Source organism: Pseudomonas sp. NPDC089401 (assembly GCF_044749485.1).
Classification (GTDB): domain Bacteria; phylum Pseudomonadota; class Gammaproteobacteria; order Pseudomonadales; family Pseudomonadaceae; genus Aquipseudomonas.
In genome coordinates this window covers 512,350-525,757 of sequence record NZ_JBIVIA010000004.1, presented here as the reverse complement: position 1 = coordinate 525,757, position 13,408 = coordinate 512,350, and the positions used below count along the sequence as shown (strand labels likewise).

At 64.7% G+C, this 13,408-nt stretch carries 12 protein-coding genes; all 12 read left to right on the top strand.

All coding sequences use genetic code 11. The annotated features are described in order from the left end of the window. Nucleotides 1-138: 138 nt before the first annotated feature. The 12 genes from ACIP21_RS12795 (at nt 139) to ACIP21_RS12740 (ending at nt 13,349) form a co-directional block, all read left to right on the top strand. Entirely contained in the window at nt 139-1,227 is a 1,089-nt protein-coding gene (locus tag ACIP21_RS12795) for an efflux RND transporter periplasmic adaptor subunit (protein ID WP_400687865.1), read from the top strand. Further along, a complete protein-coding gene (locus ACIP21_RS12790) occupies nt 1,224-2,291 on the top strand; it encodes an efflux RND transporter periplasmic adaptor subunit (protein ID WP_400687863.1) in 1,068 nt (355 codons plus the stop codon). Before ACIP21_RS12795 ends, ACIP21_RS12790 begins: the two co-directional genes overlap by 4 nt. Further along, nucleotides 2,288-5,353 (top strand): efflux RND transporter permease subunit, encoded by a 3,066-nt coding sequence (locus ACIP21_RS12785; RefSeq protein ID WP_400687861.1) that lies wholly within the window; start codon nt 2,288-2,290, stop codon nt 5,351-5,353. The genes ACIP21_RS12790 and ACIP21_RS12785 overlap by 4 nt, the downstream gene beginning before the upstream one ends. A 225-nt stretch (nt 5,354-5,578) precedes the next feature. Next, nucleotides 5,579-5,761 carry a sulfur starvation response protein OscA gene (gene oscA / locus ACIP21_RS12780; protein ID WP_012274726.1) on the top strand — a complete coding sequence of 61 codons (183 nt, stop codon included), beginning with the start codon at nt 5,579-5,581 and terminating at the stop codon, nt 5,759-5,761. 50 nt (nt 5,762-5,811) lie between these two features. Beyond that, complete coding sequence (locus tag ACIP21_RS12775; RefSeq protein ID WP_400687859.1) at nt 5,812-6,819, top strand: sulfate ABC transporter substrate-binding protein; 1,008 nt, start codon at nt 5,812-5,814, stop codon at nt 6,817-6,819. 184 nt (nt 6,820-7,003) lie between these two features. Beyond that, nucleotides 7,004-7,822 (top strand): sulfate ABC transporter permease subunit CysT, encoded by an 819-nt coding sequence (gene cysT, locus ACIP21_RS12770; protein ID WP_400687857.1) that lies wholly within the window; start codon nt 7,004-7,006, stop codon nt 7,820-7,822. 10 nt (nt 7,823-7,832) lie between these two features. Then, nucleotides 7,833-8,705, top strand: a complete 873-nt coding sequence (cysW, locus tag ACIP21_RS12765) for a sulfate ABC transporter permease subunit CysW (RefSeq protein ID WP_400687855.1) — start codon at nt 7,833-7,835, stop codon at nt 8,703-8,705. Nucleotides 8,706-8,708: 3 nt separating this feature from the next. Further along, a complete protein-coding gene (locus ACIP21_RS12760; RefSeq protein WP_400687853.1) occupies nt 8,709-9,698 on the top strand; it encodes a sulfate/molybdate ABC transporter ATP-binding protein in 990 nt (329 codons plus the stop codon). A gap of 402 nt (nt 9,699-10,100) precedes the next feature. Further along, nucleotides 10,101-10,889, top strand: coding sequence for an energy transducer TonB (locus ACIP21_RS12755; RefSeq protein WP_400687852.1), 789 nt, complete (start codon nt 10,101-10,103; stop codon nt 10,887-10,889). A 30-nt stretch (nt 10,890-10,919) separates the two neighbouring features. Further along, a complete protein-coding gene (locus tag ACIP21_RS12750; protein ID WP_400687850.1) occupies nt 10,920-11,639 on the top strand; it encodes a MotA/TolQ/ExbB proton channel family protein in 720 nt (239 codons plus the stop codon). 1 nt (nt 11,640) lies between these two features. After that, on the top strand, nt 11,641-12,042 hold the full coding sequence (locus tag ACIP21_RS12745) for an ExbD/TolR family protein (RefSeq protein ID WP_400687848.1): 402 nt from the start codon (nt 11,641-11,643) through the stop codon (nt 12,040-12,042). 788 nt (nt 12,043-12,830) lie between these two features. Then, a complete protein-coding gene (locus ACIP21_RS12740; RefSeq protein ID WP_400685093.1) occupies nt 12,831-13,349 on the top strand; it encodes an Hcp family type VI secretion system effector in 519 nt (172 codons plus the stop codon). Nucleotides 13,350-13,408: the final 59 nt, after the last annotated feature.

The window sequence follows — 13,408 nt, the reverse complement described above, 5'->3', positions numbered from 1 at the left end:
AGGCGTCGAACCGCCGCGAAAGGGTCGGTACAGGCGCTACAAATGCCAGCTTGACCCCCGTCAGTGATGTTTATCGAACCCTGATCTACGCTAACAGTCGCATTCCACGAATCTTTTGCGCGCAAGCCAGGAGCCTGCATGTCGCTCACGCGTCCGCTGTCGTTCGTTGGTCTGGGGCTGGCCATTCTGCTCGCGGGCTGTAGCAAGGAGGAGGCGCCCGAAGTGTTGCCCCGGGTCGGCGTGGTACGGGTCGAACCCACCGATTTCGCCGCCAGGGTCACCTTGACCGGCGACGTGCAGGCGCGGGTGCAGACCGACTTGTCGTTCCGCGTGGGCGGCAAGATCATCGCGCGCAGCGTCGACGTCGGCGACCACGTCAAGGCCAACCAAGTGCTGGCGCGGCTCGACCCCAAAGACCTGCAGAACAACGTCGACTCGGCCAAGGCCGAAGTGTTCGCCGCCCAGGCGCGGGTCACCCAGACCAGCGCGGCCTTCGTCCGCCAGCAAAAGCTGCTGCCCAAGGGCTACACCAGCCAGAGCGAATACGACGCTGCCCAAGCCCAGCTGCGCAGCAACCAGAGCGCGCTCAAGGCCGCCCAGGCGCAACTGGCCAATGCCAACGAACAACTCCGCTACACCGCCCTGGTGTCCGAAGCCGATGGCGTGATCACCCAGCGCCAGGCCGAGGTCGGCCAGGTGGTGCAGGCGACCATGCCGATCTTCACCCTAGCCCGCGACGGCGACCGCGACGCGGTGTTCAACGTCTACGAATCGCTGCTGGTCGCCCCGCCCAGCGACGCCGGCCTGACGGTGAGCCTGCTGGACGACCCGAACGTCAAGGCGCAAGGCGTGGTGCGTGAGGTCACCCCCACCGTGTCGGCCCAAAGCGGTACGGTGCAGGTCAAGGTGGCGCTGCACGACGTGCCCGCCGCCATGCGCCTGGGCGCACCGGTGACCGCTACTGGCAACACCCAGGGCCGGCCCAGCGTCGAGCTGCCCTGGTCGGCGCTGACCAAGGCGTTGAAGGCGCCGGCGGTATGGGTGGTGGGCGAGGGCGACAAGGTCGAGCTGCGCCAGGTCGAGGTGGGCCGCTACCTCACCGGCAAGGTGGTGATCGCCCAGGGCCTGGAAGGCGGCGAAACCGTGGTGGTGACCGGGGGGCAGCTGCTGCACCCGGGCATGCAGGTGGAAAAGGTCGATGCCAAGGCACAGGGGGGTGAGCGATGAAGCGCGTTCTGCTGATGCTCCCGATGAGCCTGCTGCTGGCTGGCTGTGGCGGCGAAGAACAGGCCGTCGAAGCTGTCCGGCCGGTGTTGTGGGTCAAGGTCGAACCCCAGGTGCAAGCGCAGCTGGGCCGTTTTGCCGGCACCATCCAGGCCCGCTACGAAAGCACCCTGGGCTTTCGCGTCGGCGGGCGCATCGCGCGTCGCTGGCTCGATGTCGGCGCCCTGGTCAAACCCGGCGATACCCTGGCCACGCTGGACCCGACCGACCAGCAGAACCAGCTGCGCGCCGCCGAAGGCGACCTGGCGCGGGTCCAGGCGCAGTGGATCAACGCCCAGGCCGATGCCCGCCGCCAGCAGCAGTTGTATGACCGGGGTGTCGGCGCCAAGGCCAGCCTGGACATCGCCCAGACCAACCTGAAAACCACCGGCGCTTCGCTGCAGCAGGCGCGTTCGTCGCTCAGCCAGGCCCGCGACCAGCTCGACTACAGCACCCTGCGCACCGACCACGCCGCCGTGATCACGGCCTGGCAGGCCGAGGCCGGGCAGACCGTCACGGCGGGCCAGGCCGTGGTCACCCTGGCCAGGCCGGACGTGAAAGAGGCGGTCATCGACCTGCCGATCAGCCTGGCCGAGCAGTTGAACAAAGGCCTCACCTTCACCGTCGCTGCCCAGCTCGACCCGGGCATCGAGACCACCGCCACCCTGCGCGAGCTGGAGCCGCAGGCCGACGCCACCACCCGCACCCGCCGCGCCCGTCTGACCTTGGCCAGCACCCCTGCAGCCTTCCACCTGGGCACTGCCATCAGCGTGACCTTGAGTTCGGCTGTGGCGCCACGCAGCGAGCTCCCCCTGAGCGCCCTGCTCGAACGCGACGGCAAGACCCAGGTGTGGGTGATCGACCCGCAGCAGAAGACCGTGGCCACCCGTGACGTGACCCTGATCGACCGCACCGACCAGAGCATCGTCGTGGCCTCGGGCGTGCAGCCCGGCGAACGGGTGGTGAGCGCGGGCGTGAACAGCCTCAAGCCTGGCCAGAAGGTCGCCTTCGACGAGGATGCGCAATGAAAGGAAGCTTCAACCTCTCCGAATGGGCGCTCAGGCACCAGTCGTTCGTCTGGTACCTGATGTTCGTCGGCTTGCTGATGGGCATCTTCTCGTACTTCAACCTCGGCCGTGAGGAAGACCCCTCGTTCACCATCAAGACCATGGTGATCCAGACCCGCTGGCCCGGCGCGACCCAGGACGAGACCCTGTACCAGGTCACCGACCGCATCGAGAAGAAGCTCGAGGAGCTCGACTCGCTCGACTACGTGAAGAGCTACACCCGGCCCGGCGAGTCCACGGTCTACGTGTACCTGCGCGACACCACCAAGGCCAAGGACATCCCGCAGATCTGGTACCAGGTGCGCAAGAAGATCCAGGACATCCGCGGCCAGTTCCCCGAGGGCATCCAGGGGCCCGGCTTCAACGATGAATTCGGCGATGTCTACGGCTCGATCTATGCGTTCACGGCCGACGGCCTGAGCCTGCGGCAACTGCGCGACTACGTGGAGCAAGCCCGCGCCGAAGTGCGGGAGGTGCCCAACATCGGCAAGATCGAGATGATCGGCACCCAGGACGAGGTGCTCTACCTCAACTTCTCCACGCGCAAGCTGGCCGCCCTGGGCATCGACCAGCGCCAGGTCATGCAGGCGCTGCAATCGCAGAACGCGGTGACCCCGGCGGGCGTGATCGAGGCTGGCCCGGAACGCATCTCGGTGCGCACCACCGGCCAGTTCGCCTCGGAAAAAGACCTGCAGACCGTCAACCTGCGCATCAACGACCGCTTCTTCCGCCTGGCGGACATCGCCGAGATCAAGCGTGGCTACAGTGACCCGCCGTCGCCGATGTTCCGCTACAACGGCCAGGCCGCCATTGGCCTGGCGATCGGCATGAAGGCCGGTGGCAACATCCAGGTGTTCGGCGAGGCGCTGAAGGCGAAGATGGACCGGGTTGTCAACGACCTGCCGGTGGGGGTGGGCGTGCACACCGTCTCCGACCAGGCGGTGGTGGTGAAGAAGGCCGTGGGCGGCTTCACCAGCGCCTTGTTCGAAGCGGTGGTGATCGTGCTGGCGGTGAGTTTCGTCAGCCTCGGCGTGCGCGCGGGCCTGGTCGTCGCCTGCTCGATCCCGCTGGTGCTGGCCATGGTCTTCGTGTTCATGGAATACAGCGGCATCACCATGCAGCGTATTTCCCTGGGTGCCCTGATCATCGCCCTGGGCCTGCTGGTGGATGACGCAATGATCACCGTCGAGGTCATGGTCACGCGCCTGGAAATGGGCGAGAGCAAGGAGCAGGCGGCCACCTTCGCCTACACCTCCACGGCGTTCCCGATGCTTACCGGCACCCTGGTGACGGTGGCGGGCTTCGTGCCGATCGGGCTCAATGCCAGCTCGGCGGGCGAATACACCTTCACCCTGTTCGCGGTCATCGCCGTGGCGCTGATGGTGTCGTGGGTGGTGGCGGTGTTCTTCGCCCCGGTGCTGGGCGTGCATATCCTCGACAGCAAGAAACTCAAGGCCCACGACGCCGAGCCCGGGCGCATCGGCCGGGGCTTCGAGCATGGCCTGCTGTGGTGCATGCGCCACCGCTGGCTGACCGTGGTCGGCACCGTGGTGCTGTTCGTGCTCTCGGTGTTCTGCATGCGCTTCGTGCAGAACCAGTTCTTCCCGTCGTCCGATCGCCCCGAGATCCTGGTCGACCTGAACCTGCCGCAGAACGCCTCGATCGAGGAAACCCGCAAGGTGGTGGACCGCTTCGAGGCGAGCTTCAAGGGCGACCCCGACATCGTCAGCTGGAGTACCTACATCGGCCAGGGTGCGATCCGCTTCTACCTGCCCCTCGACCAGCAGTTGCAGAACCCGTATTACGCCCAGTTCGTCATCGTCAGCAAGGGCCTGGAAGAACGCGGCGGCCTGATTGCGCGCCTGCAGAAGCGCCTGCACGAAGACTTCGTCGGCATCGGCAGCAACGTCCAGTCGCTGGAAATGGGCCCGCCGGTGGGGCGGCCGATCCAGTACCGGGTCAGCGGCAAGGACATCGACCAGGTGCGCAAGCACGCCATCGAACTGGCAACCTTGCTCGACCAGAATGAACACATCGGCGAGATGATCTACGACTGGAACGAGCCGGGCAAGGTGCTGCGCATCGAGATCGCCCAGGACAAGGCGCGCCAGCTGGGCTTGTCGTCCGAGGACGTGGCCAACGTGATGAACAGCATCGTCAGCGGCGTGCCGATCACCCAGGTCAACGACAGCATCTACCTGGTCGACGTGGTCGCCCGCGCCGAGGACAGCGAGCGCGGCTCGCCCGATACCCTGCAGAACCTGCAGATCCTCACCCCCAACGGCACCTCGATCCCGCTGCTGTCGTTCGCCACCGTGCGCTACGAGCTGGAGCAGCCGCTGGTGTGGCGGCGCGACCGCAAGCCGACCATCACCATCAAGGCGTCGGTCACCGACGAAATCCAGCCCACCGACCTGGTGGCGCAGCTGAAACCGAAGATCGATGAGTTCGCCGGCAAGCTGCCGGTGGGCTACGAGGTGGCCACCGGCGGCACGGTGGAGGAGAGCGGCAAGGCCCAGGGCCCGATCGCAGCGGTAATCCCGCTGATGCTGTTCCTCATGGCGACCTTCCTGATGATCCAGCTGCACAGCGTGCAGAAGCTGCTGCTGGTGGTCAGCGTGGCACCGCTGGGGCTGATCGGCGTGGTCCTGGCGCTGGTGCCGACGGGCACGCCGATGGGCTTCGTGGCGATCCTCGGCATCCTCGCGCTGGCGGGCATCATCATCCGCAACTCGGTGATCCTGGTGACCCAGATCGACGAGTTCGAGGCCCAGGGCCTCGCGCCCTGGGATGCGGTGGTGGAAGCCACCAACCACCGCCGCCGGCCGATCCTGCTGACGGCGGCGGCGGCGAGCCTGGGCATGATCCCGATTGCCCGCGAGGTGTTCTGGGGGCCGATGGCCTACGCCATGATCGGCGGGATCATCGTCGCGACCCTGCTGACGCTGTTGTTCCTGCCGGCGCTGTATGTGGCCTGGTACAAGATCCGCGAGCCTGAGCACAAAGCTGGAACCCATCACTGAACCTTGTGGGAGCGGGCTCACCCGCGAATGCGATGGTGGATTCACCGTCGCATTCGCGGGTAAACCCGCTCCCACAGAGGGCCGACGCCGGCTTTTGAAAATGGTTATATAAACATTCTTAAACAGTATTTTTAAGAATAACTCCGCCTCACTACTATTGCCCTCAAGCCAGGCGCAAACCCCTTCATACCTCAGCCCGGCACCCTCACTCCAAGGAGAACGAGCATGAGTGCATCGCTGCGTAGCATCGACGGTCAGGACGAAGCCACCATTCTGCGTGAGATCCAGAGCGCCCTGCGCGACCTGCGCTTCGGCGCGGTGGAAATCACCGTGCACAACGCCCAGGTGGTGCAGATCGAGCGCAAGGAGAAATTCCGCCTGCAACAGCCTGGCAACAAGCCCAGCTGATTCGCGCCACAACATTCAAAACTAGAAAAATGCCAATCGGGAGCTTCACCATGTCCATCCGCCGTTATGCGCTCGCCGCTCTGGCCAGTGCTGTTTTTGCCGGTTCCGCCATCGCCAAGGACTACGAACTGCTGAACGTGTCCTACGACCCGACCCGTGAGCTGTACCAGCAGTACAACGCCGAATTCATCAAGCACTGGCAACAGGCCCACCCGGACGACAAGGTGAAGATCCAGCAATCCCACGGCGGCTCGGGCAAGCAGGGCCGCGCGGTGATCGACGGCCTGCGCGCCGACGTGGTGACCCTGGCCCTGGCCGGCGACATCGACGAAATCGCCAAGCTCGGCAAGACCCTGCCGGACAACTGGCAGACCCGCCTGCCGGACGCCAGCACCCCGTACACCTCGACCATCGTGTTCCTGGTGCGCAAGGGCAACCCGAAAGGCATCAAGGACTGGGGCGACCTGATCAAGAAGGACGTCTCGGTGATCACCCCGAACCCGAAAACCTCCGGCGGCGCTCGCTGGAACTTCCTCGCCGCCTGGGCCTATGGCCTGAAGACCGGTGGCAGCGAAGACAAGGCCAAGGCCTACGTGCAGGAGCTGTTCAAGCACGTGCCAGTGCTGGACACCGGTGCCCGCGGCTCGACCATCACCTTCGTCAACAATGGCCAGGGCGACGTGCTGCTGGCCTGGGAAAACGAAGCCTTCCTGGCGCTGAAGGAAGACGGCGGCGCCGACAAGTTCGACATCGTCGTGCCGTCCCTGTCGATCCTCGCCGAACCTCCGGTGGCGGTGGTCGACAAGAACGCCGAGAAGAAGGGTAATACCGAGATCGCCACCGAGTACCTCAAGCACCTGTACAGCCCGGCCGGGCAGAAGATCGCCGCCGAGAACTTCTATCGCCCGCGTGACGCGAAAGTGGCGGCCGAATTCGGCAAGCAGTTCCCGAAACTGGACCTGGTGACCATCGACAAGGACTTCGGTGGCTGGAAGACTGCACAGCCTAAGTTCTTCAATGATGGTGGTGTGTTCGACCAGATCTACCAGGCACAGTAAGGCCAGGGAGACGCGGGGGCTGCTGCGCAGCCCTTTCGCGACGCAAGGCCGCTCCTACAGGGAATCGCGATCCATGTAGGAGCGGCCTTGCGTCGCGAAAGGGCCGCAAGGCGGCCCCAGGATTCAAAAGCCTGCACCGTCCCCGGATCATCACCGGGCCAAGTGCGTTCAACCAGGGATATTTATGTCACGTCGCATTTCCCCCGTCATACCCGGCTTCGGGCTGACGCTGGGCTACACCTTGGTGTACCTCAGCCTGATCGTGCTGATACCGCTGGCCGCCATGTTCGTGCATGCCGCGCAGCTCACCTGGGAGCAGTTCTGGAACATCATCAGCGCACCGCGGGTGATCGCCGCGCTCAAGCTGAGTTTCGGCACCGCCCTGTTCGCCGCCATCATCAACGGCGTGATCGGCACCCTGCTGGCCTGGGTGCTGGTGCGCTACACCTTCCCCGGGCGCAAGATCATCGACGCGATGATCGACCTGCCGTTCGCCCTGCCCACCGCCGTCGCCGGCATCGCCCTGACCGCCCTGTACGCGCCTGCCGGCTGGGTCGGCCAGTTCGCCACCGACCTCGGTTTCAAGATCGCCTACACGCCGCTGGGCATCACCCTGGCGCTGACCTTCGTGACCCTGCCGTTCGTGGTTCGCACGGTGCAGCCGGTGCTGGCCGACATCCCCCGGGAAGTCGAGGAAGCCGCGGCATGCCTGGGTGCCAAGCCGTTGCAGGTGTTCCGCCATATCCTCGCCCCGGCCCTGCTGCCTGCCTGGCTCACCGGCTTCGCCCTGGCCTTCGCCCGCGGCGTGGGCGAGTACGGCTCGGTGATCTTCATCGCCGGCAACATGCCGATGAAGACCGAGATCCTGCCGCTGCTGATCATGGTCAAGCTCGACCAGTACGACTACACCGGCGCCACCGCCATCGGCGTATTGATGCTGGTGGTTTCCTTCATCCTGCTGCTGCTGATCAACCTGCTGCAGCGCCGCATCGAAACCCCTTGAAGGAGGCCGCATGTCCAGTTCAACCCTGAGTGCAAGCGCCGCCGCCAACGCCGCCCGGCGTGGCAGCGCCACCTCGCGGCGCATCCTGATCGGCCTTGGCTGGCTGGTGTTCGCGCTGTTCCTGGCGCTGCCGCTGGTGATCGTGGTGTCCCAGGCGCTGAAGAACGGCTTCGGCACCTTCTTCGAGGCGATCTTCGAGCCCGACGCCCTGTCGGCGCTGAAGCTGACCTTGCTCGCCGTGGTCATCTCGGTGCCGCTGAACCTGGTGTTCGGCGTCAGCGCCGCGTGGTGCGTGAGCAAGTACAGCTTCCGTGGCAAGAGCATCCTGGTGACCCTGATCGACCTGCCGTTCTCGGTGTCGCCAGTGATCGCCGGCCTGGTCTACGTGCTGATGTTCGGTGCGCAGGGCCTGTTCGGCCCGTGGCTGCAGGACCACGACATCCAGATCGTGTTCGCCCTGCCGGGCATCGTCCTGGCGACCATCTTCGTCACCGTGCCGTTCGTCGCCCGTGAACTCATCCCGCTGATGCAGGAGCAGGGCACGCAGGAGGAGGAGGCCGCGCGCCTGCTCGGCGCCAACGGCTGGCAGATGTTCTGGCACGTGACCTTGCCGAACATCAAGTGGGGCCTGATCTACGGCGTGGTGCTGTGCACCGCCCGGGCCATGGGCGAGTTCGGCGCGGTGTCGGTGGTGTCCGGCCACATCCGCGGCGTCACCAACACCTTGCCGCTGCACGTGGAGATCCTCTACAACGAGTACAACCACGTCGCGGCCTTCAGCGTGGCCAGCCTGCTGCTGATCCTGGCGCTCTTCATCCTGCTGCTCAAGCAGTGGAGCGAGAACCGAATTAACCGCCTGCGCCACAGCGCCGCGGAGGAATGAGTCATGTCGATCGAAGTTCGTAACGTCAGCAAGCGCTTCAACAGCTTCCAGGCTTTGAACAACATCAACCTGGACATCAACAGCGGCGAGCTGGTGGCCCTGCTCGGCCCGTCCGGCTGCGGCAAGACCACCCTGCTGCGGATCATCGCCGGCCTGGAAACCCCCGACCAGGGCAACATCGTGTTCCATGGCGAGGACGTCTCCGGCCACGACGTGCGTGACCGCAACGTCGGGTTCGTGTTCCAGCACTACGCGCTGTTCCGCCACATGAGCGTGTTCGACAACGTCGCCTTCGGCCTGCGCATGAAGCCCAAGGGCGAGCGCCCGAGCGAGAGCAAGATTGCCGAGAAGGTCCATGAGCTGCTGAACATGGTGCAGCTCGACTGGCTCTCCGACCGCTACCCCGAGCAGCTGTCCGGCGGCCAGCGCCAGCGCATCGCCCTGGCCCGCGCCCTGGCGGTGGAGCCCAAGGTGCTGCTGCTCGACGAGCCGTTCGGCGCGCTCGACGCCAAGGTGCGCAAGGAGCTGCGCCGCTGGCTGGCACGGCTGCACGAGGACATCAACCTGACCTCGGTGTTCGTAACCCACGACCAGGAAGAAGCCATGGAAGTGGCCGACCGCATCGTGGTGATGAACAAGGGTGTGATCGAGCAGATCGGCTCGCCGGGCGAGGTGTACGAGCAGCCGGCCAACGATTTCGTCTACCACTTCCTGGGTGATTCCAACCGCCTGGCCCTGAGCGAAGGCAACCATGTGCTGTTCCGGCCGCATGAGGTGTCGCTGTCGCGGCATGAGACCGAGGGGCACCATGCGGCTGAAGTGCGTGATATCCGGCCGCTGGGCGCGACTACGCGGGTGACCTTGAAGGTGGAAGGGCAGAGCGAGCTGATCGAGGCCGAGGTGGTCAAGGATCATGACAGCCTGAGCGGGTTGGCGCGGGGGGAGACATTGTTCTTCCGGCCGAAGGTTTGGCAGAAGGTGGCGGATATCTAAGCCATCCTTTGCTATTAAAGCCCGGGCCTGGTCCCGGGCTTTTTTATTGCCTGCAACATAGCGGGGGCTGCTGTGCAGCCCTTCGCGGGTAAACCCGCTCCCAACAGGTACAGCGCTGTCCTCGAGTTCGGCGCGGTCCCTGTGGGAGCGGGTTTACCCGCGAACGAGGGCGCAGCCCTCGCGGCAATCTCATGCCTTTCACGAATATTTAATATGCCGCCTAAGCATCGTTTGCAACCCGTATCCCTGAACCCCCCGAACCCCGCGGCCTAGAGCCATCACCTCCAAATCAATATTCCCAAAAGCTCTAACTTTAACTTCAAAGATTACTTTCAGAGATAAGCCCCTGCCCCCGATGATTCAGCCACACACCTGAATCAAGAACCCCCAGGAGTTTGATCAATGGGTAATGTCCAGTCGGCCGTCAGGGCCTACGACCAGCCATGGCGCCCGGCCCCGGGTGACCTGGTCGAGCTTGGACGGACGCTTCGCCTGCCACTGGGCCAGCTGCGCCTGCAACGCACACCGGTCAGCGGCCTCAAGCGCCGCGACAAGCTGGCGCTGGGCCTGTTGGTGCTGGCCCTGCACGGCGCCGCCGCCTACTGGGTCAGCCAGGCCCCCACGCCCGCGCTGCCCATCGTGCCGCCGCAGATCCCGCCCATGACCATCGAGTTCGCCGCACCGGCACCGCCGGTGGTGCAGCCACCACCGCCCGCCCCGGCGCCACCCGTGGTCGAGCCGCCGCCGCCAGTGATCGACGAACTGGCCGCCAAGCCCAAGCCCAAGCCGAAACCCGTGCCGAAGCCGGTGGCCAAGCAACCGCCCAAGCCCCAGCCGAAACCGGTCGAGGCGCCACCACCCGCCCCGGTCGCCGCCCCGGCACCACCTGCGCCACCCGCGCCGGCCCCGGTCACGCCGCCGTCGGCCAACGCCGCGTATTTGAAGAACCCGGCGCCGGAGTACCCGCAGATGGCCCAGCGCCGCGGCTGGGAAGGCACCGTGCTGCTGCGCGTGGAGGTGCTGCCCAGCGGCAAGCCCGGGCAGATCCAGATTCAGCAGAGCAGCGGCCGCGACGCCCTCGACGCCGCCGCCCTGGCCGCGGTCAAGCGCTGGAGCTTCGTCCCCGCCAAGCAGGGCGACGTGGCCCAGGCCGGCTGGGTCAGCGTGCCGATCGATTTCAAGCTTCGTTAACTATTTCGCAGAACACAGGAAGACATCACCATGAGCCTGCTGGCATCCCCCCTCGAATCCGTTGAAAGTGCAGTCATCTGGCTGCTGGTCGGTTTTTCCGTCGCCACCTGGGGCCTGGCCCTGGTCAAGGTCGCGCAGTTCGTGCGCTTGAAGAACCAGGACAAACGCTTCCACCAGCAATTCTGGGCAGCCTCCAGCCTAGACTCGGCCGCCGAGCTCAGCCACGAGCTGCCCGGCCCGGCCGCCCGCGTCGCGCAATCCGGCTATGCCGCCATCGCCGTCGGTGACACCCAGGCCAACGACCTGAGCCACGCCATCAACCACCAGGACCGCCTCGAACGCGCCCTGCGCCAGCAGATCGTGCGTGAGCGCCGCTCGCTGGAAACCGGCCTGGCGGTGGTCGCCAGCATCGGCAGCACCTCGCCCTTCATCGGCCTGTTCGGCACGGTGTGGGGCATCATGGAAGCGCTCAAGGGCATCAGCGCGGCCGGCTCCGCCAGCCTGGAAACAGTGGCCGGCCCGATCGGCGCGGCGCTGGTCGCCACCGGCGTGGGTATTGCCGTCGCGGTGCCGGCGGTGCTGGTCTACAACTACTTCCTGCGCCGCCTCAAGCTGACCGCAGCCGACCTCGACGATTTCGCCCATGACTTCTACAGCCTGGCGCAGAAGAGTGCCTTCCGCGTGCTGGTGCACCCTGCCGTGCACAAGGCCCAGGCCGGTTTCACCCAGCCGGTGAAGGAGGCGTCCTGAAATGGCCTTTTCGACCCAGGACAGCGACGAAGTCCTCAGTGAAATCAACGTCACCCCGCTGGTGGACGTCATGCTGGTGCTGCTGGTGGTGTTCATCGTCACCGCGCCGCTGCTGACCAACGCCATCCCGATCAACCTGCCCAAGACCGAGGCCGTGGCCCCGGTGGAGCAGAAGGATCCGCTGGTGGTGAGCATCGACGGTGCTGGCAAGCTGTTCATCAACAAGGATGAGATCCAGCCCGATCTTCTGGAGACCAGCCTCAAGGACGCCAAGGCCAAGGATGCCGAGGTGCGTGTGCAGCTGCAGGCTGACGATGGGGTGAATTACGGCGAAGTGGCGCGGGCCATGGCGGCCATCGAGCGGGCCGGGATCAGCAAGTTGGCGGTGATTACGGCGCGTTAGCGGCGGAATTCTTCAGGCAAGTGACTCTCGCAAGTGCGTTGGGGCCATATCTCTTGACAGGGGTTGGCCCTTTTTTTTGGGCTTGAGAAGGTGGGGGCCTGGGGTGTTCGCCACAACAGTTTCAGCGCCTGTGAGATCGAGCGCCGCCCGCGCGGCGCATCGCGAGCAAGCTCGCTCCTACGTCTGTTTCGGTCCAATCATTCCTGGGGGATTTGCGCGCGATCGCCTTGGCGCCTGTCGCGCTATCGCGTCGTACCGACAAGGCGGTCGCGCGCACCTGCCACAGGCGTTACTGGCCAAAAACAAACGTAGGAGCGAGCTTGCTCGCGATGCGCCGCGCGGGCGGCGCTCGATCTCATAGGCGCTGAATATCTTTCGGCAAACACCTCTCAGCCTCAAGAGTACCGTTCGTCGGAAAATTTCTGGCTCCGATTTCACCCCTCCTGAAATCACCTCTTTTCCGCCCATTTTTACTCACTGACCTCTGAGTCAACTGCGCAAGAAGTTGCGCACTCAAATGTGGATAACTCTGTGCATACATCGCTACAAGCCACGCAATCCGTTCTGTACAGCCAACTGCGCAACTTTTTGCCACCACTGCGCAAGAAGTTGCGCAACTTTTGAATGGATTCGAAAAGTTGGCACACCCGTTTGAATAGGTGATTTTCCTAACATATTGAAACTAAACAATAAATTATTTCTGGCACGCCTTTTGTAACCCTCCTTGCCCGCCAAATGGCACTTTTCAGCCGATTTTCGGCACCCAAACCCAGCAAGGAGAGCCCTCCATGGCAACACCAGCGTACATGGCCGTCACCGGCGAAAAACAAGGCCTGATCACCGCCGGCGCCTTCACCGCCGACTCCGTGGGCAACACCTACCAGGAAGGCCACGAAGACCAGGTCATGGTCCAGGGCTTCGAACACGAAGTGATCATCCCGCGTGACCCACAATCCGGCCAGCCAACCGGCCAGCGCGTGCACAAGCCGGTGAAAATCACCAAGGTCTTCGACAAGGCCTCGCCCCTTCTGCTGGCGGCCCTGACCTCCGGCGAGCGCATGACCAAGGTCGAGATCAAGTGGTACCGCACCTCGGCTGCCGGTACTCAAGAGCACTACTACACCACCGTCCTGGAAGACGCGATCATCGTCGACATCAAGGACTACATGCACAACTGCCAAGACCCGGCGAACTCGCACTTCACCCACCTGGAAGACGTGCACTTCACCTACCGCAAGATCACCTGGACCCACGAAGTGTCCGGTACTTCCGGTTCCGACGACTGGCGCGCGCCGGTCGCAGGCTAAGCCTGGACCCCTCCGTCGCCTGCCGCGCCCTGCGCGGCGGGCCTCGTTGTGACTTGAAA